General features: G+C 42.4%; 24 protein-coding genes. 5 read left to right on the top strand and 19 right to left on the bottom strand.

Annotated elements, in window-relative coordinates; all coding sequences use genetic code 11:
* The first annotated feature begins 378 nt into the window (after positions 1-378).
* The 3 genes from PAENI_RS01400 to PAENI_RS01390 all read left to right on the top strand — a co-directional run bounded on the left by PAENI_RS01400 (position 379) and on the right by PAENI_RS01390 (position 4,372).
* Positions 379-2,124, top strand: a complete 1,746-nt coding sequence (locus PAENI_RS01400) for a DEAD/DEAH box helicase (RefSeq protein WP_076298508.1) — start codon at positions 379-381, stop codon at positions 2,122-2,124.
* The gene (locus tag PAENI_RS01395; protein ID WP_149644000.1) at positions 2,121-3,185 is read left to right on the top strand and encodes a YqhG family protein; all 1,065 of its coding nucleotides are present in this window, start codon (positions 2,121-2,123) and stop codon (positions 3,183-3,185) included. The genes PAENI_RS01400 and PAENI_RS01395 overlap by 4 nt, the downstream gene beginning before the upstream one ends.
* A gap of 155 nt (positions 3,186-3,340) precedes the next feature.
* A complete protein-coding gene (locus tag PAENI_RS01390) occupies positions 3,341-4,372 on the top strand; it encodes a hypothetical protein (protein WP_149643999.1) in 1,032 nt (343 codons plus the stop codon).
* A 172-nt stretch (positions 4,373-4,544) separates the two neighbouring features.
* Here the strand turns inward: PAENI_RS01390 and PAENI_RS01385 are convergent, their stop codons facing one another.
* Positions 4,545-4,733, bottom strand: coding sequence for a YqzE family protein (locus PAENI_RS01385; protein WP_076283115.1), 189 nt, complete (start codon positions 4,731-4,733; stop codon positions 4,545-4,547).
* 182 nt (positions 4,734-4,915) lie between these two features.
* On the opposite strand from PAENI_RS01385, the gene PAENI_RS01380 reads away from it, so the two are divergent.
* A complete protein-coding gene (locus tag PAENI_RS01380; RefSeq protein ID WP_262495468.1) occupies positions 4,916-5,668 on the top strand; it encodes an N-acetylmuramoyl-L-alanine amidase in 753 nt (250 codons plus the stop codon).
* Here the strand turns inward: PAENI_RS01380 and PAENI_RS01375 are convergent.
* The 17 genes from PAENI_RS01375 to PAENI_RS01300 all read right to left on the bottom strand — a co-directional run bounded on the left by PAENI_RS01375 (position 5,655) and on the right by PAENI_RS01300 (position 20,865).
* Positions 5,655-6,515 carry a divergent polysaccharide deacetylase family protein gene (locus PAENI_RS01375; RefSeq protein WP_081382741.1) on the bottom strand — a complete coding sequence of 287 codons (861 nt, stop codon included), beginning with the start codon at positions 6,513-6,515 and terminating at the stop codon, positions 5,655-5,657. The two genes, PAENI_RS01380 and PAENI_RS01375, sit on opposite strands and share 14 nt — an antisense overlap.
* A gap of 105 nt (positions 6,516-6,620) precedes the next feature.
* A complete protein-coding gene (locus PAENI_RS01370; RefSeq protein ID WP_149643998.1) occupies positions 6,621-7,706 on the bottom strand; it encodes a glycerol dehydrogenase in 1,086 nt (361 codons plus the stop codon).
* Between the two features lie 130 nt (positions 7,707-7,836).
* Entirely contained in the window at positions 7,837-9,075 is a 1,239-nt protein-coding gene (locus PAENI_RS01365; protein WP_149643997.1) for an ABC transporter permease subunit, read from the bottom strand.
* Between the two features lie 12 nt (positions 9,076-9,087).
* Complete coding sequence (locus PAENI_RS01360; protein ID WP_149643996.1) at positions 9,088-10,326, bottom strand: ABC transporter permease subunit; 1,239 nt, start codon at positions 10,324-10,326, stop codon at positions 9,088-9,090.
* A gap of 12 nt (positions 10,327-10,338) precedes the next feature.
* Positions 10,339-11,229: an ABC transporter ATP-binding protein gene (locus tag PAENI_RS01355; RefSeq protein ID WP_149643995.1), complete on the bottom strand. Its 891-nt coding sequence runs from the start codon at positions 11,227-11,229 to the stop codon at positions 10,339-10,341.
* Between the two features lie 52 nt (positions 11,230-11,281).
* Complete coding sequence (locus PAENI_RS01350) at positions 11,282-12,067, bottom strand: hypothetical protein (RefSeq protein ID WP_149643994.1); 786 nt, start codon at positions 12,065-12,067, stop codon at positions 11,282-11,284.
* The gene (locus PAENI_RS01345) at positions 12,003-12,599 is read right to left on the bottom strand and encodes an RNA polymerase sigma factor (RefSeq protein ID WP_188114451.1); all 597 of its coding nucleotides are present in this window, start codon (positions 12,597-12,599) and stop codon (positions 12,003-12,005) included. The genes PAENI_RS01350 and PAENI_RS01345 overlap by 65 nt, the downstream gene beginning before the upstream one ends.
* A gap of 53 nt (positions 12,600-12,652) precedes the next feature.
* Positions 12,653-13,672 carry an ABC transporter ATP-binding protein gene (locus PAENI_RS01340; protein WP_149643992.1) on the bottom strand — a complete coding sequence of 340 codons (1,020 nt, stop codon included), beginning with the start codon at positions 13,670-13,672 and terminating at the stop codon, positions 12,653-12,655.
* A 225-nt stretch (positions 13,673-13,897) separates the two neighbouring features.
* Positions 13,898-14,308, bottom strand: coding sequence for a DinB family protein (locus PAENI_RS01335; protein WP_149643991.1), 411 nt, complete (start codon positions 14,306-14,308; stop codon positions 13,898-13,900).
* Between the two features lie 3 nt (positions 14,309-14,311).
* Positions 14,312-14,839: a HugZ family pyridoxamine 5'-phosphate oxidase gene (locus PAENI_RS01330; protein ID WP_149643990.1), complete on the bottom strand. Its 528-nt coding sequence runs from the start codon at positions 14,837-14,839 to the stop codon at positions 14,312-14,314.
* Between the two features lie 40 nt (positions 14,840-14,879).
* Positions 14,880-15,659, bottom strand: a complete 780-nt coding sequence (locus PAENI_RS01325) for an ABC transporter ATP-binding protein (RefSeq protein WP_076298518.1) — start codon at positions 15,657-15,659, stop codon at positions 14,880-14,882.
* A gap of 1 nt (position 15,660) precedes the next feature.
* Positions 15,661-16,650, bottom strand: coding sequence for a FecCD family ABC transporter permease (locus PAENI_RS01320; protein WP_052404239.1), 990 nt, complete (start codon positions 16,648-16,650; stop codon positions 15,661-15,663).
* Positions 16,651-16,666: 16 nt separating this feature from the next.
* Positions 16,667-17,704, bottom strand: a complete 1,038-nt coding sequence (locus tag PAENI_RS01315) for an ABC transporter substrate-binding protein (RefSeq protein WP_149643989.1) — start codon at positions 17,702-17,704, stop codon at positions 16,667-16,669.
* 312 nt (positions 17,705-18,016) lie between these two features.
* A complete protein-coding gene (locus tag PAENI_RS01310; RefSeq protein ID WP_149643988.1) occupies positions 18,017-18,691 on the bottom strand; it encodes a DUF6320 domain-containing protein in 675 nt (224 codons plus the stop codon).
* A complete protein-coding gene (locus tag PAENI_RS01305) occupies positions 18,688-19,959 on the bottom strand; it encodes a hypothetical protein (RefSeq protein ID WP_042186921.1) in 1,272 nt (423 codons plus the stop codon). The genes PAENI_RS01310 and PAENI_RS01305 overlap by 4 nt, the downstream gene beginning before the upstream one ends.
* Before the next feature lie 130 nt (positions 19,960-20,089).
* Positions 20,090-20,344 (bottom strand): hypothetical protein, encoded by a 255-nt coding sequence (locus PAENI_RS32155; protein ID WP_223178889.1) that lies wholly within the window; start codon positions 20,342-20,344, stop codon positions 20,090-20,092.
* A 149-nt stretch (positions 20,345-20,493) separates the two neighbouring features.
* Positions 20,494-20,865, bottom strand: coding sequence for a hypothetical protein (locus tag PAENI_RS01300; RefSeq protein WP_076283128.1), 372 nt, complete (start codon positions 20,863-20,865; stop codon positions 20,494-20,496).
* 405 nt (positions 20,866-21,270) lie between these two features.
* Between PAENI_RS01300 and PAENI_RS01295 the strand changes: the two genes are divergently transcribed.
* Positions 21,271-22,281 carry a S8 family peptidase gene (locus PAENI_RS01295; RefSeq protein ID WP_188114450.1) on the top strand — a complete coding sequence of 337 codons (1,011 nt, stop codon included), beginning with the start codon at positions 21,271-21,273 and terminating at the stop codon, positions 22,279-22,281.
* Here the strand turns inward: PAENI_RS01295 and PAENI_RS01290 are convergent.
* Entirely contained in the window at positions 22,273-23,082 is an 810-nt protein-coding gene (locus PAENI_RS01290; protein ID WP_149643986.1) for a methyltransferase domain-containing protein, read from the bottom strand. The two genes, PAENI_RS01295 and PAENI_RS01290, sit on opposite strands and share 9 nt — an antisense overlap.
* Positions 23,083-23,294: the final 212 nt, after the last annotated feature.

Here is a 23,294-nt window from a genome sequence, read left to right as displayed (position 1 = left end):
CAGTTCAGGTGTGGGCGTACATTTTGTGACCCACAACAAAAACTTCCTTACACTTATCTTCCGTCTTACGGGTGTATGTAGGAAGTTCATCTTGTCAATAACAAATAGCAGCTACGCACTTTAAAAAATCACATTTTCATGCTTTTGTCACAATATATTGTGTGCGTCAGCTTTTAAACTATACCACATATTGTATCGAAGGTCTTTTTCGAAAATAGAGTCAAGCAGCCGAAATATCGCAAACCTTGCCGCGTTTTCTCGCTTTTACTCTCTTTTTTAAAGGCTATCAAGAAAAATAGAAGGTTATGAATTCTCTTGTTTAAGAGCATACTACTCCTACGAATGATGATATAAATTAGCACCTGAGGAGGCTGTACCATGACGCAATTATTCCGTAATTCTCTACCTCACAAAGGTGGAAAGTCAGCGCCTATACTGCCTGTTCCTCTTTCTTTTGACCGGAATTGGCTGCAGGATCTAGAACTTAAACTAGATAAAGGTGGTCCGTGGGGAGACTACCGTCTGTCCAAGCTTGCTGTGCAAGGTGAACAAACGGGTCTAGTAACCAGCTTCGATGAGCTGCAATGCATGAAGCATTTATCCGGATTATCCCCGCTTCCTCATCAGCTCGATACCGCGCATAAGGTTTTGTTTGAGATGTCGGGCCGCGCGATTCTTGCAGACGAGGTTGGACTAGGAAAGACGATTGAAGCAGGACTTGTACTCAAGGAATATCTTGTCCGCGGTCTAGTCTCTAAAGTGCTTATTCTGGTACCTGCTTCCCTCGTATTGCAGTGGGTCCGCGAGCTGAATGCCAAGTTTGGCATCTCTGCTGTTGCACAGAAAAAAGCATATTCCTGGGGAAATGCGATTGTCGTCGCATCTATGGATACCGCGAAGCGCGATCCTCATAAAGAAATGCTGCTGGAAAATGAATATGACATGTTGATTATTGATGAAGCCCATAAGCTGAAGAACAAGAAATCGACCAATTATCTATTTGTACAGCAATTACGCAAAAAATATTGCCTGCTCCTAACCGCTACTCCCGTTCAGAATGATCTGGGCGAGCTATTTAATTTGATCACTTTACTGAAACCGGGGCAACTAGGAAATCAGGGTGATTTTGCTTCGAATTTCGTCGTTGATAAACGCCAACCTAAGAATGAAGGTCAGCTAAGAGACGAGCTATCGAAGGTGATGATCCGCAATCGGCGTGGCGAAGGTCCCGTTAATTTTACGAAACGAAAAGTCCGTAATATTCCGCTAGTTCTTTCACAGGAAGAGAGAGTATTATATGACGCTGTTACTTCTTTTGTTAAAGATCAGTATCAGGAATCAGGCGGCAATCTTAGCAGCATGCTTTCCTTGGTAACGCTTCAGCGTGAGGTGTGCAGCAGTAGGGATGCCGTCTTCATCACTTTAGTTAATCTGATCAAGAAGCTGCCTGCTGATTCGCCGAAACGCGATCGGATGATGGAGCTATTGCAGACACTTCGTACGGTTAAGACCAATACCAAAGCTGAAACAACACTATCTCTCATTCAAGAAATGAATGAAAAGGTCATCGTTTTTACGGAGTATCGCGCGACTCAAGAATATTTGCTTCAGTATTTCCGCGAACATGGGCTAATGTGTGTTTCTTATTCCGGCGGGATGAATCGTGGTAAAAAGGACTGGATGATGGACCTCTTCCGCGGTCGTGCTCAAGTCATGATCGCTACTGAGGCGGGTGGTGAGGGCATTAACCTGCAGTTCTGTCACCATATGATCAACTTTGATCTGCCTTGGAATCCCATGAGAGTAGAACAACGGATTGGGCGGGTGCACCGGTTAGGTCAGGAAAATGACGTGGTTATCTATAATTTGTCCACGCAGGGCACGATTGAAGAACATATTCTGCATCTGCTACACGAGAAGATCAATATGTTCGAAATGGTCATTGGCGGGCTGGATGTGATTCTGGAGCGTTTTGAGAAGAAAGAATCACTGGAGAAAAGTTTATACAAAATCATGCTCGAATCCCGCTCCGATGAAGAGCTGCGAAATGAGCTTGATCATATCGGTGAATCCCTAAGTGAGTTGACTCAGGGTATTAAAAAGGAAAGTGAGACTGCGACATGACCCTCAACTCACAGGAAGTACGTAAACATGTAATGGATTATCTGGAGGCGACAGAATGCTCCATTATTGAAGTATCGCCCATTCACGTAACTGTGAAGCTATCGCCAAGAGCTGACAGAATGCTTACAGATCGACCTTATTATTGGGGATTCGTGGAGCGTACTGGTGTTGATCCGGAGACACTCTCTTTCACTTTTGTATTTGATCCGGAAAAATACGATAGCCAGGCAGCTATAGAAGTTCCGCCAACGGTAAATCGCAGCATCGGAGCATTGAATCCGCCAATTACCGGAAACCCAGCGATGGGCGCCACAACAGATGCTGAGGCTAGCGCAGATCTATTGTATCCAACATCACCTGAATCTAATGTGGTTCATGTCCCCTCCTCAAATCCAGAAGATAGCATCCTAGCCCGCTACTTCGGTATTGTACCTGCATTGCCCCGAATTGGGCCCGGTATGATAAGACGTGAAGATATCATCTATGGTAGCAAGCGCCTGCAGCAAATTTGGAGTGCGGCCCAAGATGAAGGGAAATGCCTTTACTTATTTGAAGATCCCGGTAGCAGGCAGCGGAATACACTCTTCTCTGCCGCCTATGAACCGTGGCTCGGCGTCTGCTATAAAGTGGAGATGAGCTGCGATTTGAAAAGGGAAGAACTGCATTATCTTGGAATATCACTGACAAAAGGGACCATCATTGATGACTTTAACGCTAAGATAGCCTCGCGGGAGATGATCCCCCGTTTACCAGAAAACGTCCATATTCAGCCTTATGAATTAACAGTGACAGCCGCTACAGATTTATTAGAGGCTCATCTTACCTCTCATCTAGCCGAACTCGATTACACTTGGGCAGAACAGGCACGTGAGCGTCTTAGAATCGAGCTGGCTATCATTGATATTTATTACGGAGAGCTGCTGAAAGAGCCTGATGAAGAAAAACGTTTAGGCACTCAAGAGCAGTATAACCGTCGTCGACAGGAGACCATTTGGCAATATGAGCCGCAAATTGCAGTTTCTGCGATAACCTACGGACTGTTTCATCTGCGAAGCCTATAGAATGCGACCCTACTCGCTAAAAGCAGGCAAAAAAACAAGAGAACTTCCGCCTTCAAGCGCGACAGCAAGCAACAGCCTTTTTATAGCCTGTCCACTACAATAGAGTAAAGCTTAACTTTACTGACATTTCTTAACAAAGAAAGGTGATCGACGCCATGAAAATAAGTTTGCGGCGGAGGCTGAAACTTGCGGGTCAAGGATGCCTCCTCCTGCTTCTAAGCTTTGGACTGTTTGTATCCAGTTCTGGTTCCCCTTCAGCGCTGGCGCTGGCCAGAGTAAGTGTGATCCAGTCAGTCACGCAGGATGCAATTCCTGTATTGAAGATGAGTACCTTACCTTCACCCAGTACGGTCCAAGAATTCGCTAAGGCTACACTGAACAAGCTCGCTGCAGAAGCTCCATTTACAGCCTGGAAGGATGCAAGGATAGAATATTATCCCCTTGGTCCAGGTACTCATGGCTGGCTTGTAAATGTAATGAAGGGTGAAGAGCGGATTGGATACATGATCATTTCCGCCACCGATACAGGCGGATATATGTTAAGTGAATATGGAGCCGGCACTTACGGACTCCCATACAGTTTAAATGATCTGCGCCAGTTTTTGGTGCAGAAAGGTCTCATTACATCATCTTTTTCAGGAACAATAAACCTTACTGCTTTATATGCACCACTTCTACCGGTCTGGAAAATAACCATTGACGAAAAGACGGTTTACATCAATGCTTCCGTACCGCAAATTTTACCTTGGACACTGAGCAAGGCAGAAGAAGTCCTTAAAGAGCAGCCTCCAGCAACAGATGTAATTACTAATCTTAATCCTGACGTATCACCGTTATCGGCCTTCAATAGTGGAGGGTCAGATGATCCTTACGAAGATATCCTATGGCTGACTGCTCCTAAACTAACTACAGTGAGCGGCGACAATATCGCACTTCTGATCAGACCTAAGGAAAGCATCGCTTATCAAGCTGCTGGGCGAAACGACCTTGTCGGGGCACCGTTTATGATTACAGGCTATCAGAGCTGGCAGTCTTCTCAAGGTCAAGCTGAGAACAATAAAACTACCGTATACGCGGCCTCAGGCCCTGAAGGAAAACGATACTTACCACTCACTGCACTACAAAATAATGGAACACTGCATAAGCTGCCAGACAAAACGACCAAAGCACTCGGATATAATCGTTAACACAAGCATAAACGCCTTCGGCGTCCTTATGAGGACGGTAAGTGTTTATGCGAGAAATAGAAGGATAATTTATAACGTAAGCATATAAATTCTTATATTTAAACAAATGCAAATAACCTTCCACTGCCACCCATGAATAATGGCACTGGAAGGTTATTTGCTATTTATACGTTTATTCTTTTTTGCCATGACTCCACTTGCTTCGCCAGATAGACCACCCAAGCGGGAGCATGCCAAACCATTTCTGTGACCACGGCTGCTTCGTAGCCGCTCTACGAGCATGAATGGCACGCGGATCCTCGATATATACGACTACCTTCTCCGTTATATACTTTACAAGCTCATCGCCACCGGAAGCCATTTTAACACCTCCTAAAATGTAAGTGAATTCAGATTATCAGCATCCGTTCCATGGTCTTAGTGTGCACCACTCCACTTGGATCTAAACTACAGACTTCTGATTTGTCGAATAGGTTTACCTATTAAAGCACAATCTAACAAAGAATCCAGAAGACGTTATTCACTTGCAAGGAGGCGTTTCACTTGAACAACTGGAGAAAACAACCCTTTCCCAGAACAGCAGCTGCTCTAAGTGGCTTACGAATCACTCTAACTACCCTAGGACTACTAATGTTGTTTATGGGCAGCTCCTTAGCCTCTGCGACACCAGAGAAACCCGTGATGAAGGATGACCGTCAGCATTTATTAGGTCACGGACACCGTATGATCCTAATTGATGCGGGACACGGAGGCATCGACGGTGGAACTTCCTACGGTAATATTCTTGAAAAAGATATCACCTTAGATATCTCACGTCGATTATTTCTACTTCTGGGTAGCGATGGTTTTGACGTTGCTTTAAATCGCAATGGAGATTATGCTCCAAGTGATGAGAACCGCTGGCTGCGTAGTAAATCTCGACATCTTCGGGATCTTGCACAGCGTAAAGAACTTGCTGAGACATTACCTGCTACTGTAGTGGTAAGCATCCATATTAACTGGGCGCCTTCCCCATCCAAACATGGTCCACTTGTATTGTACCGTCAAGAGGGCCGTAGCTTCATCCTTGCTAAGTCCATTCAGCATCAGCTAAACAATCTTTACGATGTCGAGGCTCATCCAAGACCAGGCAAGCCCTTTTATTTACTCAACAAAATAACCGCCACAACTGTTATCGTTGAGGCGGGTTTTGTAAGCAGTCCGATTGACCGCGCAAAGTTATGCACCCCTAAAGGGCAGCAACAAATCGCTGAAGCCATCGCTGATGGTATTGTAGCTTATCTTATGGAAGTTTAAGTTGGGAGCTCCATTTCATCTCGTTTTTAACCAGATCAGAAATCCCTATAAACTCAACATTGTCTTTCATCTGTTCAATACCGCTGCGGATTCCTGCGGCGGTCTCTTTTCCAAATACACCAACATGACCAATCGTTACACAAAATCTTTGATCCTTCGCCATGTCTTTGACGAGACCCATTTGTTTCAGAACATGACTTGCTGTATGTGTGTCATCTAAAAAGATATGGTTCTCTACGCGTGGCAATCCCATCCGATAAGCCATATTGCCAGCAACGGAACGGTAGTTGGTCTTGCTGTCTACAAAAAATAATCCTCGTTCTTTGCATACAGATAAGATCACTGCCATAATCCGCTCATCTCCGGTAATTTTCGAACCCATATGGTTATTTATCCCGATCGCATAAGGAACATTATCGAGTGCTGCCTCAACCTTTTGTCGCACTTCCTCATCGGACATTTTGGCCAATATGGCTCCTGGTCCAAGCCATTTAGGATTACCTTGGCGCGGCTCCATCGGCAAATGAACCAGAACATCATCTCCGCGTTCATGTGCGCGGGTGGCATCCTTTACGGATGTAGGTAAAAAAGGCATGACGGCTACAGTAAGCTTTATCGGTAACGAGAACATTTCATCTGTCCCCTTCATGCCATTGCCGAAATCGTCAATAATGATAGCAACCTTATCACGTTTAGGTGCACTCTCTTCAAGCTGCGTATTTGTAGCGTTGTCTTTAGACGTGGCAGCAGAGACAGCCGGCGTAGCCGGAACAATTGTGGTAATCAATACTGCAGCAACAGCAAGCCAATTCAGTAAGTAACGTTTAACCTTTCGACTGTCCTTCATCAAGAGGAACGCCTCCTTCGTCTTAAACAATTGTTCTCATTGTTTGGTTCAAGAAGGTTAAATATGTACGAGGAGGGTTCGCAATAATTTACAATCGAGCTGTTGCTAATGCCCGCGCTTGTCTGTGGCAAGGATTGCTTCCAGCACATCCACAGATTGAACTTCAAATGGCATATTCTTCATTGGGCTATCCTGGGAGCAGCTAGCTTCTGCCACCACCATTAATTTATCCATATCGATACTGGTAATCCCAAGCTCCTTAAGTGTAACGGGAAGGCCGACTTTTTTGCAGAAAGCACTGACCTGAGCGATCTCATCTTCTGAAGCCTTCTCCAAGACCAACTGCACGATCGTAGCAAAGGCAACCTTCTCACCATGCAGCACATTCCTGCATTCCTCATGCAGGGTCAGTCCGTTATGAATAGCATGGGCTGCAGCAAGCCCACCGCTCTCAAATCCAACGCCGCTCAAGTAAATATTAGCTTCAACAATATGTTCCACTGCAGAAGAGGTGATCCCCTGTTTAACATCCAGGAGTGCGGATTCACCTTCAGCAAGAAGTGTGTCCAGACAAGCACGTGCTAAAGAGAACGCTGCGATTGTGCAAGTCCCGCCTGCATGAGTAACCGCTCCTGATTGACGGCAAGCTCTTGCTTCGTAATAGGTGGACAAAGCATCACCCATTCCAGCCACCAGCAATCTTGCAGGGGCTTTAGCAATGATATCGATATCTGCGATCACCATATCAGGATTTCTTTTTAATGGAAGGTAACAGTCGAAGTCACCTTCGTCCGAATACAACACTGATAAAGCGCTGCAAGGTGCATCCGTCGAGGCCACTGTGGGTACAATAACTACCGGGAGATCCGCCATGTGGCTTACTGCTTTTGCCGTATCTAGGGTCTTGCCGCCACCGATTCCTAAGATAACTTCAGCGTCCTTCAGGCCAAGTTCTAGCACTATCTCATCCACCTGATTACGGCTGCACTCACCCTTGAATTCGCGCATCATAAGGGGAATATCGTTCACTTCAAAGCTGTGTAAGATATCCTCCTTGTACATGGAAAAAATATAAGGATCTACAATCGCAAATGCTCTTTTTGCGCTCAGCTGCAAACAATAATCTCCCAGCTTACGAATCTCGCCATACCCCTGAATATATTTAGTCGGTGAACATATGATCTGCGTCATGGTTTCACTCCTCTTTTTGTATATTCTTTTATTCTAAGGAGTGTTGCTTCAGACTGGCTATAAAAAAAGATCTATCGCGAAAAATCATCTATGAGTATAAATAGTAAACCATTTCAAAATATTCTCAAATTCAGGCCACTTGATGTTTCTTAAATGCCCTATAAGTAAGAGGCAGTAGTAGCACTATAACAACAAGAGCGAAGCCTGCCATGACCTTATATTCTGGAATTAATACACCAAACAGATTAAACAATTCATATGAGGTTATTTTTTTAAAACCGTCAAACATATTACCTGGCAGCAAATCTATCAGATGATTAAACAGTCGGCTGCTCTTGCTGGCAGGAATGAACAGTGGACCAATAACCAATATTCCTATGACAATGATAACAGAAAAGGGACTACTCATAAGGCTGGACAGCCACAGAGTCAATGCTCCCACCATCAGGCAGGCTAGACTACCGATGAGGATCGCCCACAGATACGCTTGGAAGACTGTGAAGGAAACGGGAGCCAAAAGGTCAATCATCTGCACATTTGCTTTCGCACCCTCAAATCCAAATATTCCGAGCAGCAAAAGCGTGTATGCCACGAGCGCTAACAATAGTAGTGCTATAGATAGAATAAAGCCAGCCTTTAATTTGGCGGTGATGACCTTATTGCGACCATAACGAGAAGACAAAATGATCGCATCCGTACCCCGCTGATATTCGTCGGCGAACATGGGAGCGAGGCATATTCCAATGGCCAAAGATATAATTAAAAAGAGGTTTTGAAGATTTTGGAATACTTTTTCCCATCCAGTAACATAGTCCATCTGAAATGGAACACGAAGCTGCTCGTTCATTGTATTAAAGAATGCTTTCTCCTTGACTGAATAATTACCATAAGAATAATCGTAATTTAAATAACCGTTAACTTTTTCAATCCGTTTCTCATAAAACATTTTAGCATCATCTGGTTGCAATCTATCCATTACAGAATAATCATAATTGCTCAAAGGAGAAAATGCGTAACGAATTAAAGTATTGATCTGTTCATCCGGGACTTCATATTTAGCATAAGCTTCATTCTTTAAATTCCCTTTATCATCAATATTGTTCGGATCGAGATGAGCCTTTTTGTGTCGTTCAATCGAATTTTCCAATTTTTCCGTCGTTAAGGGACCGGCAAGCTGACGTCCGTATTCTCTTTGGAGGGAAATTGCAGCCAATCCTTTTAATTCCTCACCATCCTTACCCGTTATGTATGCCCCTGTGACCCTCATGTTAGCTAAAAGTAGGACTACTGCTATTACAATCGCAATTACGACGTAAAACAACTTGCTCCTTATTATTTTCCGCAGTTCAAACCGGGTCAGCGTGTCCATGACTCATGCCTCCTATACAACCTGATGCTTTTTGAATGCCCGATAACTAAAAGGCAGCAATAGAGTTATAGTTATTACCGAGAATCCAACCATTATCTTATACTCTGGAATCAACTTCCACCCAATATGAAATACTTCATAACCTGTTATTTTACTAAAACTGTAAAACATATTACCTGGCAGCAAATCTATCAGATAATTAAATAGACGGCTATTTTTATTTTCAGGAATAAACTGGGTACCTACAAGAAGAATCCCAACTGCTATAATAACGGAAAATGAGTTGCCCATCCGACTGGAGAGCCACAGTGTCAGCGCTCCCACCAATAGACAAGCTAGGCTACCGATAAGTACCGCCCACATATAGGTTTGCATCACCGTGTAGGGAACAGGAGCCAAAAATCTAATCATCTGCACGCTGGCATTCGCTCCATCGAATCCAAATACCCCTAGAATTAGGAATGTATAAACCCCAATTGCCAACACAATAAGTCCTACAGATATAATAAAGCTCGCTTTCAATTTGGCGGCGATGGCTTTGCTGCGACCATAACGAGTAGATAAAACGATGGAGTCTGTTCCTTTCTGATATTCCCCGGCAAACACGGGAGCGAGACAGACCGCAATGACAAATGCAATAATTAGAAATAGACTCGGCAAATTCTCAAATACATTTTTCCAACCAGTAACATAGTTCATTTGAAAAGGCACCGGAATTTCCTCGTTCATTTTGGTAAAAAAAGCTTTCTCTTTGACTGTGTAATTGTTACCAGATTCATTACTATTTAAAAATCCTTGGACTTTTTCCATCCGTTTCTGGTAAAATTCCTTAACGTCTTCAGGATTTATTTTGTTTATAAGGTAAAAATCATATCCGCTTGCAGGTGAAAATGCATCTGTAATCAAAAATTGAATTTGATTATCCTTAACGTCATATTTGGCATTAGCTTCGACGGTCATCTCACCTTTATCATCAAGGTTCTCAGGATCCCGAAGTAAATTTTGATGTCTCTTAACCGCTGCTTCCATCTTTTCTATGGTCAACGGACCGGCAAGTTGCCGATTGTACTCTCTTTCTAATTGGATAGCTGCCATTCCATTCAAGAACTTACCATCTTTTCCTGTAGTTTGTATATTTGCAACTAATATAATGGATAAGAATAATGCCGCCACTATCAAGATTACAATCCCTGCATAAAATGATTTTCGGCGCATGATCTTTCGCAGCTCGAAACGGGTCAATATATCCATAAGTCATGCCCCCTATTTTTCAATAGCCGTAATATCTTCTTCCTCCTGAAAATGATATAAATAGAAGTCTTCCAGCGTTGGCACGACAGATGTCGCCTGCTCAATAGGTTTCTCAGCGGACACAATTCGCAGTTCCACCTGATCCCCTTCATGCCGCAAATTGCTTACACAATAACGGGTATTCCATTCCTCAGCCTCCCGGACTGGGATACGACATGACCATACGAAGCTCTTCATCGTTGCTGTCAGCTGATCCACCGTGCCGCCTGTCAGCAAACTCCCTTTCTTCATTACGAGGATCTGATCAGCAATATATTCCACATCGGATACAATATGTGTCGAGAGAATAACAATCTTGTCCCTAGCCAAATCGGCGATAAGGTTGCGGAAGCGGACCCGTTCTTTAGGATCAAGTCCTGCAGTCGGCTCGTCCAGTACCAACAAGCGGGGATCATTAAGTAGTGCCTGTGCGATACCCAGTAGCTGCTTCATCCCTCCGGAAAAAGTGCGGATTTTTTTCCGAGCCACATCATCCAGAGCCACAGTGCCGAGTAGTTCTCGAGCTTTCCCTTTTGATGCCGCCAGCGTCAATCCTTTTAGCGAACCTATGTACCACAGAAACTCTTCTGCACTGAAATCAGGATAATATCCGAAGTCCTGAGGTAGATAACCAAGCAAATCGCGATAGCGTTCCCCCATACGACCGATTTCCTCATTGTTCATCTGTATCGTTCCCGAAGTAGGGTTCAGGATACCGCAGATCATCCGAAGCAATGTTGTTTTTCCGGCGCCGTTTGCCCCCAATAAACCGTAGACACCGTTGGAAAGTCGGATTGAGATTCCGTTTACCGCCTTTTTGGCAGAAAAATGCTTACTCACCTGATTTAAAGTCAGTTCAAGCATTCCACACTTCCTCCTTTTATTCTCTATTGTTTTGACTTGTCTCACGCAAATCTTAAAATTGTATTCTTGAGGCCGTTTCCAGGCTTCTGCATGTCCTGCATACCCCTCGAGTCTCGTAAACAATTCCAACCGTAGAAAGCACCAGTAATACCTGCCATAATCCGGTTACTGATGATAGAAACAGAGAGAAGGAATAATTAAATGTAAATATAATCTGCACAATTACCAACAGAGCACAGTAAAGGAGACAATAATATCCACAATTTGATGTACGAATCCGGTTCAACAACCAAAGGGAACCAAGACAAGCAATATTGAAGGGCACCAGTAGATACAGCAGGAGGCTCCAAATCCCCGTTTGTATCCACATATTCAAAAGTAAGGCCAATAAGATTAAACCGATTAGATCCGCTATTCCAAGAAGACTCATACGCACTAGCGTAAGCTTCTCCAGCATATACCGGGTGCTTAATTCAATTTCCAGCATATGAAATGTTAAAGATCTTGTCAGTGTCTGTATCCCAGTAATCACTAACAATGGAGCTGAAATAGATGCCAGCATGACAATTTGAACATTTCCTTGAGGGTGATTAATGAAGTTATGCAGAAGCACCCCCATTCCAGCAACAATTAACAGTTGTAGTGCCCATACCTTCCAACTGATGAAGTAAAGCTGAGCCTTATAGAACTCTGTAAACGAGGTTCTTCGCGTCGCCTGTGCTTGGTGAAGTTCTACAGCTGCCCCATGGCTGGTTTCTTCTATCCACTCCCTATCAACGGGAAACGAAGGGTAGTTTCTTAGTGTAGTTACTATGGAATGTCGTTGTTTCTTGTTCAACGAAATCACTCCTCTCCAAATAGCTTTTTAAAACAATTAACCCGCGCTTCACTCGATATTGAACCATGCATACATTTACTCCCGTAACGCGAGCTATGTCGCGGAAGGTCATATCCAGACAAAATCGCATAAAAACCATTTCCCGCTGCTCTTCAGGCAGAAGAAGAAGCAGCTCATGAACCAGATGCTCTCCTTCTACTTGTTCTTCAATGGAGCCGTTTGGCTGTGAAAATGATTTTTCTATTTCTCCCACTTGCTCGCAAGACAACGAATACCGTTTTTGTAGATAATCATTGCACAGGTGACGAGCGATTGTGTATAAGTATGCGAGGCATTTTCCTGCATTCTTATATCTGTCAATATATCTACAAAAGCGATAGAATGTTTCTTGCGTCAGATCCTTCGATTCTTCCTCACTTCGAACCCTATAGTAGCAATACTTCTGGATTCCGGGGTAATACCTTTCGATCAGCGGTGTTAAGTACTGCGTCTCCCCCTCATGTATTCGCCGGATCCACTCGACTTCGTCCACTACGTCCCTCCTCTCTATTATGTATAACTGATTTATACAGAAAAAAAATGAAGTTACATTGTGACTTTTTCGTGAAATTCTTCAGCCGCTTCCTTTTCGTACGAATCTGCTTGCATTCTGTACAGACTCGCATACACTCCTTTTTGCTGGATCAGTTCGGCGTGCGTGCCTAATTCTCTTATCTCTCCCGACTGAAGAACAATGATGTTATTCACTTCCCTGGTATTAACAAATCGATGAGTTACCATTATACATAATCTACTGAATTTCATTTGCTGAAACTGCATGAAAATCTCATGTTCAGAGATCGCATCCAATGATGCAGTTGGCTCATCAAGAATCAGTATAGCGGAAGGCTTCATTAAGGCCCTTGTTATGGCCAGCTTCTGCCATTGTCCCAGCGATAAATCGACACTTCCGGACCATTCCTTTTTTAGTCTGGTCTCATATTTTTCAGGAAGTTGGGCAATAAATTCGTCCGCTCCTGAGTTTTTAGCTGCTTCAATTATCTTATCCAGATTATTTAACTCTTCTAAATATCCCAACCCGATATTAGTTTTTATATCAAAAGGATACTGTATAAAATCCTGAAAAACCGCAGAGACATTCTGAAACAAGCTCGAACGATTATATTCACTAATATTTATTCCATCTACAAATATTTCTCCTTCAGTTGGCTTGTATAAATTCAGCAGCAACTTAATAAACGTTGTTTTTCCGGATCCATTCAATCCCACAAGTGCATAGGAATGTTCTGCTTCAAGCACCACATTGATATTCTTAAGTACATAATGATGCGTACCAGGATACCTAAAGGAAACTTGCCTAAATTCTATACGCTCAAATGGGGAAGGGAATTCCCTTTTGCCATCCTGATACTCTTCTGGGATCTCCAGCAAATGAAATATACTCTGCATATACAGACAATTCTCATAAGCCATCGATAATAACGAGAGAATATTAGATACAGCATTTTTTAGATTATCTACTGCGGTTACATACATTGTTAAAGATCCAATTGTTAACCTGCTGTTCACACAAATAATAACAACCAACACCTTAATGAAATACATAACAGCACCTCCACCACAAACTCCTTTTTGGTTTCTATGGGGCACCGAAATCGTCTTTTCATGAACACTTCCTCCACTTCTTTTAGTGTATCTGAAGTGGTTATAAGTGTCCAAGTGGATTAGGGGGCTAAAAAGATACGGTCCGCAACGTACAATAATAGAATCATCATGTGATGACAAAAAACCACCTCCCTGATTTCTCAAGAAGGTGGTTATATCATCTAGCTATGCATTTTTCTGTATTAGAGAAATCTGTCCGGCATGAATACCTGTGTGATACATAAGTCTTCCTACCGCTTCAAGCGGAGTAGATGTGCCAAAAGACGACTCTACGCTTACATGCCAAGCATCTTCCGGAAGCTCCCGCATCGCTGCAATCAGATTCTCGTTGGAAGCAGACAGCAGATCCACCAGTTCACTTAATGTAGTATAAGCTGCGTCATCGGCTTGAGGTTTAGGTCTACCAAAGAACCACTCTGCAAACATAAATTCTACCTCGGCATTATGAGAAATCAATCCTCCGATGGATAAATTCCCTAATTTAAGATTTAAATCTTCTTCCGGCAATGCCTTCACCATTTTATGAAATCGCTCTTGAACCGCTTGCCAGATGGGCAGTACTGAAGTAATAGTCATCGGCTATTTGCTCCCTTGTACAGCTGCTTCTTCGTCTTTCTTCTTATCAATAACAACATGATTAAATACATTCGCATCTACATCAATATCGAACGCCAACCCAAAACCTACAACATAACGCCCCTTCAGCGGAGTTAGTTCGAACAGTGAAAAATCCAGTCCGCGCAGCAATTTCAGCATGGCCTCACCATGGTCAGCATTGAACAATTCAAAGATATCCTCATATCCATCATTTCCGATATTGCTTGAGGTACAACTCCAGCGCACACGCTCAGTTGCAAATTTATTGTTTGTTTCAGACTCATCCGCAATTAGAAAGGCGTCCACAAAATCATTATTTTCCATATAGCCATAGTGCTCTGCGATCTTACTAATATAGATATACAGCTTGCCGTCTTTCTTTACGAAAGGCGCATAACTGATAAAGGGCTTACCTTCATCATCGATCAAACTCAAAATCAAGTTCTTACGTTTATTAATAAATTGCAAGTAGTTTTCTTTATTTTTCTCCACATCTACAGGCTTCTTCATTTAAAATCCCTCCATGAATAGGTTGTGTCACACTATGAATCTATCGAACAGTACTCAACAAATGAATACGAGGTTTCTTCTCTGTGGGCACATACTGGACTTCCGAGTCCATCCGGTATATATCCCTTATCATATCGGTTGTCATGACTTCATTCGGTGTGCCATACATCGCCTTCTCACCCGCCTGCACTACAACGATACTATCGCTATAAGTAGAAGCTTGATTGAGATCATGCAGCACCATCACTACGGTCATGCCCATGTCTTGATTTAACTCACGAACAAGCTCAAGCACTTCATGCTGATGCGAAATATCCAAGTACGTGGTTGGTTCGTCAAGCAGCATAATGAGTGGACGCTGCGCTAATGCCATTGCAATCCAGGCACGCTGTGATTCACCACCGGACAATGAAGCTACGGCTCGGTCCTTATACTCCATCAAATGTGTCTTTTCAAGGGCCCAATGAACAATGTCCATATCCTCTTGGTTCAATCTTTCAAACCACTTTTTATGTGGATATCTGCCATACGAGACCAGATCGATCACAGTCATATCGCTCGGTGCTTGATTCTTCTGGCTCAGCATGCACATTTTTCGTGCGACTTGTTTGGCGCTCATGGTCTTCAGATCCGTACCATCGAGTATGACCGTACCCGTGTGATAAGGAATTAGCCGTGATACCGCTTTGAGCAAAGTGGATTTACCGGAGCCGTTCGGTCCTATGATGGAGACGATCTCACCCTTTTTTACGGAAAAAGAGAAGTTGTTAATCACGCTTTTCTGCTCATACCGAATCGAAATGGAATCGACAGTAAACATGTTAGAACGCCTTCTTTCTCATCAGGTATAGAAAATATGGTCCGCCAATCACAGCCATAAGGATACCTGCAGGGATATCTAGGGGTGCAAACAGGGTACGTCCACCTGTATCCGCAATTAACAGAACCAATGCACCTAGAGCCATACTCATCGGTAAAAGATATTTATAATCTGAACCCACGAGCAATCTCGCCATATGAGGCACAACTAGACCGACAAATCCGATCATTCCAATGGCTGCTACAGAAATAGCCGCTAGAAATACTGCCAGCAAGGAGAGCAGGATACGAATTCGGTTCACATTTTCACCCAGATTCGAAGCCACCTGATCACCCAGACGAATGATATTTGCCTTACGAATAGCAAAGAACGATAAGATCCAACCTGCAATCGCATATGGGAAGACCATCATTAACGCATTATTCCCTTTTGCCGCAAGACTGCCGTTAAGCCATTGAACCGCTGCAGGGAGTCTATCGCTGTACATGATTGTTAATAGTCCAATGAGTCCTCCGCAAAGCGCATTCACAGCAACACCAGATAAAATAATAGTAATCGGTGAAATACCGGTTCGTCTCCACGCTAATGCATATACAATACCAGCAGCAATTAGCCCTCCAACAAAAGCGGCAATCGGAATGAACTCAGTATACTGTGGTGCAGCAAGCATTATGACAAGAACACATGCAGCCGCGCCACTAGTTACACCCGTCAATCCAGGATCAGCAAGTGGGTTACCCATCACAGCTTGCAGCAGTGCGCCCGAGATCGCTATATTCGCTCCGATGATCATCGCCAGTAACACACGTGGCAATCGAATATCCCATATGATGGTGGCATTCACCGCCTTTGACGATGAACCAAAGATCGTGCTTAGTATGTCTGATACCGGAATGAAAACAGAGCCTAATCCGATGGCAATAATCGCGGCAACGAGCGCTAAAAGAACCGTTACAATAACAACTATTCTGCTACGAGATGTATTTATCACTTGCTGTCTCCTTTAATTATTCATAGAAGTATTTTGCGATTTCAGTTAGGGCTGTTTCTGCGTTAATGATCGAGGTTACGCCGAACACACTGTAATCTAAAATCTGGATTTTGTCGTTTTTATAAGCAGAGAGCTTCGTCCAAGTTTCATTTTTCTCTATTTCTTTTTTAAATTTGTCCTTTGTCGCTCCGTGGTCACCTGAAGCCAATACGAGAATGACGTCAGGATCAGCGGCTACGACGTTCTCCATATTAATAGGAGAGTAAGTATCTGTAACTTTAAGTACAGAAGTAGCAATGTTATCAGCGCCAAGCTTTTTCACCAAACTACCTAGATAAGATTTCTCACTCATAACCATGAAGGAATCAGAGGTTCCAATAACGAGCATCACGCTCGGCAGTTCTTTTCCTTCGGCTAATTTACTTAGCTCATTTTCTTTATCCAATATCTTACTCAAAGCCGCATTCATCTCATCTTTTTTATTAAAATAAGTACCTAATACTTTAAGGCTAAGCTTTAAATCCTCGAAGGATTCTGTGCGTAGATATGCTTTTTGCAAATCCATGCCTTCCAGTGTCTTATCCAGTGTGCTTCGAAGTGATTCTGCTCCCAGCAGCAAGTCTGGCTCAAGCTTTGTTACTACTTCAAGATCCGGTGCCATTGGCGAACCAATTTTATCTATCGATTCAAAATCAGCAGGGATTGGATTGGTGGAGGTTGGCACCCCAACTGGTGTGATTCCAAGCAAATAGAGCATTTCTGTTAATGGTACAGATGTAGTTACAACTCGCTGTGGAACTGTAGCTGGAAACTGGCTTAATGCTTCATTGAACAATGCTTCATCTACACCATCATTCTCCAGACTGTATTCCTTTCCAGCATCCGCTGTTTTCGCTGCTTCTGTTGTATTCGCTGCATTTGCTTCTTTCGTTTCATTAGCAGCTGTATTCGTTACGGATTCATTCTTGGTTTGATTGTCCGCTGTATTGGTAGACGAACATGCAGTCATCGCAGTAAGCGCTGCAACAACCAGAAGTACTAATAATTTCTTCAAAATCTATCCCTCCGAGTATGTATAATTATACGTTCCAAGTAGTGATAATGATTTTCATTTTCATCTACGATTTCTATGATAATGGTTATCATTAGGAAGTGTCAAGAATTTTATTTTAATTTTAAACTAGCAAAAACGCCTTAAACATCCCATTAAAAAGGACAACCTTTCTTGTAGAAAAATAGGAATTCGGTGTCGTATGAACCCTTCACTTTCTTAAATCCAAAAAAAAACCACATCCAAAGGACGTGGTTAATATGCATAATAAACCTAAATATTTAATTATAGATTGGAATAAAACTATCTCGATTATTAATAATGGAATCTTCTTCTGATTTCGCTTATAAATTTCCGGTCAGAAAAAATTATCATCCCAATAATGGTTAGGAGTGAGTATACGATAGAGAAAACACTGGTCCAAATGACATGAGACAAATTAAATACAAACAGAAGCATAGGACATAAATTAATAAAGAACATCGCTAAAATATAGCCTATATCATGACGCCATAATGATTTTTGAACAATTGCGAGCACAGTCATAATAAATGTAGCTGCCACTCCAAACAGTGGGATTGCATAGTTGGTAGACCATCCCCTAAAACCAACGAATATATCGATCACCAAAAGGAAAATGGACAACATGACATAGTGATATAAAATTTTCCTGCCAATATGTTTATTAGATAAAATGGTATCTTTAACAACGATCCACGCATAGATAAGACCTGTACTTACGATAATTGACCATATTCTTGGATTGATATGATAGGTCAACGCATTAATTGTAATCGAAAGCACGATCGCAGATATAGTCAAAAAGAGGAACAATTTAGCTACCGTAAATGGTTTGGTTACCTGATAGATCTCATTATAGGAAGGGTATTCTGTCGTGCTCTCTCCCCTGATCTTAAGTGGCTTGGAGCATAGCGGACAACGATAATGTTGATTATCAACCGTCACGTTGCAACGAATACATTTGGTCATTCGCTAATCCCCCAATCGTTTGAGTAGATTTTAACTTCAAGTCCAGCCTCACCCGCTAAGGTCGAAAAGAAATATTGCAATATATCGGACTCCACTATATTTCTGGTAAACGTGATCACCAGCTTATCATTGACTGAGCTGATCCCACAGTTCATAGGGCTTTTATTGGATGGATAGACTAATGCCTCGATTAGCTCTACGTGCTTGTACATTTGCTGTGGCAACATAATATTGCCGATATTGGACAAGGTCAGTGTTCTTTTACTTTCCCCAAGCATATGAAACCCTAAATTCACGAACCAGTTCTTCAAAAATAACGGGACAAACAACGTAGCTTTGTTCCGTTCAAGCGCCACATTATTGTAAATGATATTTTGCAAATTTTCTTTCCCCGTTTTATACTTCAGCATCTCATTCATTCTAAAAATTAATTCATCCAGTGTGGTATCTTCCGTAATTCGCGCGCCAAGATTAACTACGCCAAAGAAGTTACGAAGAGTACGTGAAGGGAATGCTTTGCGCAAATTGACAGGCACTGCGATAACCACGGGAGCGTTACTTTTGCTATATTTGATTCTTGTTTGATAAATAGAATAACTCAGTAATGCAGATAAATAAGCAGTGATCGTACTACCTTTTTGCTTAGCGAGGGCATTCAATTGGGAGGCACTTACGACCCCATGTACCACGTTATTTCCGAACTGTTCGAAAGCGGTACCTTTAATGTGGTACGCTCGGCTGTTTCTAACCGATTCAACATAACAATCCTTGTAGTATCTGCGAAAAGCATCCTCCATATCATGGATATCCACTCCTGAATCAGCGAGTAAAATCCGGTCCTCAGTGTCAATTTCATGTCCCATATACATTAGATAATAGTACAGCAGTGATTTTAAAAACTCGACAGCCCCATTACCATCCGTAAGCGCATGGAACACTTCAACAGAGACTCTATTTTTGTAGTATAAAACCTTAAATAAATATCCATTGTTTGTAGTTGGATCAATGTTGCGACAAGGATACTGCTGATCCTCAGCGATCACAATTTTATCCGTGCTAGACTCTAAATAATTCCAAAACACACCCCTGCGAAGCTTCACAGTGAACATCGGAAATCTGTCGAATACCGTATCGGCAGCTTGCTGCAACGCATCCACATCTACAGGATTTGTCAGAACAGCTGAGATCCGATAAACGGAAGTGTTTTTTGTGTTTGTAACGGATGGAAATAGTTTTGCTGCGTTATCAAGTTTGTACCACTTTTTCACTTTAAAACTCCTCTATTATTCTGCTGTTGACTAGTTGATACTCCACTTTTGCATTGTCTTCCTCAAACAAACATAGCTTACCACGACACAGATTATCTCTGCCACTACAAAGGAAAGCCAAAGGCCGATGTTACCTAACATTAAAGGAAGGATAAAAAAATTCCCCATCAACAAGACATACCGTAAAATCGCCAAAATCGGATGCCAAAGCAGCACCGGTAATCCCCATATCGAAAACGCAGATAAAAATCAAATCCAAGATGATATTCAAGAATACACTCAGTAAATTACCAACCATAGGAAAAAGCACTGAATTTTCTCCAACTATTCTAGCCAGTACATGAGGAAAAAAAACTACCATTATGAAAATAACTACGGTAATCATGAGCAGCGTGTAAAAAGCATTATTGAGGTGTATGAGATTCAAGTATGGTTAAAATCTGCATGATCTAAAATAAGACAAATAAAACAGCACGCGGCGATATCGTATCGACACGTGCTGTTTACTACAGAATTAAAGCTGACTTGTCCAAACTAAAATCTAGCGACAAAAAATTCACGGTCTGCTGGGACGTTAAAACTCTTCAAAACTACTCCATTCTCGTCTCTTATTGTCAGCAGGTAAGGTACTGAAGTTAATGTGCTAATCGTAGGGAATCTGGCCACACCGAAATCATCGAAATCAGCGTTCACAGTTGTGGTACCATTTTTTAATGTAGCGGTCCAGCCCGAAGAATCTTTAGGTGTGCTATTCGTACCTAAACTTGTAGCGAGAACCACAAATCTGTCCAATGTCTGTCTGATTCTCCGTTTCTTCCGGGTTGCTGCTGCCTTCACTCTTTTAGCTGCGAGGGCTTTGGCCGCCATAACGGCTTGCTTATTGACTGGCTTCTTAATCATTGCCATTTACTTCACCACTTTCTTTTTAGGATACGATAGTAGATGCAAGATTTGGAATGCTTGACCTCACTTTTACCTACTATTCTAGAAATGTACTTTATTCCTAGATTCATAGATTCGTACCCACTGGATCAGTGGTGCATATAATGCACTTGTGAGGTGATCCATTAATAAATGAGCCGACAATTTTGGCCAGAGCAATATAGTTCAAGAATCCATAGGGCGCTAAGAAAAAGAATTCAACACTCCCAAGTCAGTCGCGGTACATCCGCTAAAATTCCTATCATTATCAAATTCAAACAAAAAATGACCCCAGCACAGCTGAAGTCATTACAAAAACATCTAGAATCACACGACTTTCCTATCAAACATCATCTCCCCATACTAAATTCTGTATCATCACGAGTTTCGATGAACTGTCTGAAACAGATGTGCAGTTGGCATGGAATCGATCAAATCTATGTAGACGGAATTAAAAAAACATCACTTTATATAGCAACACCATCCATCGGTTCTACATCCGTCCAAAAGAAACAGGGACTTACCGGAAAAGGAATCAACATTGCCATTCTTGACACAGGAGTGTATAGGCACCCTGATCTTATTCAGCCCTGTAACCGTATCGTAGCTTTTAAAGATTTTATCAATCACAGAAAACTTCCCTACGACGATAACGGCCATGGGACTCATATCGCAGGGGACGCGGCAGGCAACGGATGGATGAGTAAAGGAAAATACAAAAGCCCTGCTCCAAAGGCAGGGATCGTTGGTGTTAAAGTACTTGATAAAAATGGTGACGGATATGACTCCACGATCATTAAAGGAATTGAGTGGTGTATTGCGAATCGAAAGCGACTAAAACTACGTATCCTTTCGATGTCATTAGGGGGTACGGTAAATTCACCTTGTGCTGATGACCCGCTGTGCCAAGCCGTAGAAAAAGCAATAAAGGCTGGACTCACTGTTGTGATTGCAGCTGGAAATAGCGGCCCTGGACGCAGGACGATAGAATCTCCTGGTATTAGTCCTTCTGCAATTACCGTAGGTGCAGTGGATGACCGTCGCACGCTCACACAAAAGGACGACCGGATTACCTCGTATTCAAGCCGCGGACCTGCACCGGGAGGGCGGAAGAAACCAGATCTCGTAGCTCCTGGTGAGACCATTATCTCTCTTCGTGCGCCTCACTCCAAGCTAGATCGCGAGCTTCCTTACTTGCGGATCGCCAAAAATTATTTTGTGCTGTCCGGTACCAGTGTCTCAACACCTATTGTCTCTGGTGTTATTGCTCAATTGCTGCAGAGAAATCCCTCACTAACTCCTAAGCAAGTGAAATCCATACTAAAAAAGAACACATTCTCTCTGAAACTCCCCCCTAACACAGCGGGCTCTGGTGAGATCAATGCAAGATTCTTATTGTGATTTTGCTTCCTTCTTTAAAGCTGTGATAACAGAAACTGATAACACTTCAGTAAATTTACCCATAGGTTCAATTTCTAATAAAGAAGATTTCAAATCCGCTTCAAATCGTTCCAACTGATCTCCAAATAAGCGCTTTGAAGCATAGGATGTGGAATACAAATTTCCAAGAATAGAATCCACCGTCCATGTCACTGAATAACTCGGTAAAATCATTCTTTCCACATTCTTAAAGCTAGATCGCGCAACAATATCCTCATGTCTTTCTTTAGGATGAGTATAGATGCTGTCTCCTGCGATTCTTTCGTTACCTAACCAGCGTTTCACTACTTCATTTACCTTAAGCTGCCAAGATAATGGCTCTTGCCCTACATTAAAAGTATCAATAATTGCTAGACCGCCATTATTGTCCGAACTGTGGTATAGGATTTCAAGAATAGACGATCTATCCATCCAGTGAAACGCTTTGGCTAAGATGGTAAGACGGAAGGAACCCCAGACGTTCTGCAACTCTTCTGCTCTACCAAGCATCCAACTAACGTTATCAATCCTATGGATTTTTGATAGACGATTAGCCTCTTCCAACATTCCACTTTCCGTATCTACACCTATCATTTCTTCAAACCAATCACTAAATCTTAGTCCCAGCTGACCCGTACCACACCCTAAATCAAGCAGACGGCCTTCTCCGTTAAGCGAAAACTTCTGAATTAAGAACCGAATAAGGGATGAAGGATACTGCGGTCGATATTTTGAATAGTACACTGCCGTACCTTTAAATAAATCCGGACCATATTCATTCATAGTTTCACCCTTCTCTTGTTTTCTGATAGGACAAAATCATAGCAGACATCCAACTAAAATAAAAGGCAGTTCGGTGTGAATCCGAACTGCCTTTTTATTTATGCTGATACGCCAATTCACTGGATTTGGGCTCAATGGGATCAAAAAATCCACATTGTAATGATTGACAAATGGGTCTGTTGCATATATGGTTAATTACATAACTAACTAAC

Origin of the sequence: Paenibacillus sp. B2(2019) (assembly GCF_008370385.1) — a bacterium.
Classification (GTDB): Bacteria; Bacillota; Bacilli; order Paenibacillales; family Paenibacillaceae; genus Paenibacillus_AQ.
The sequence above is the reverse complement of the archived record's forward strand: the minus strand, read 5'-3'. Positions and strand labels throughout refer to the sequence as shown.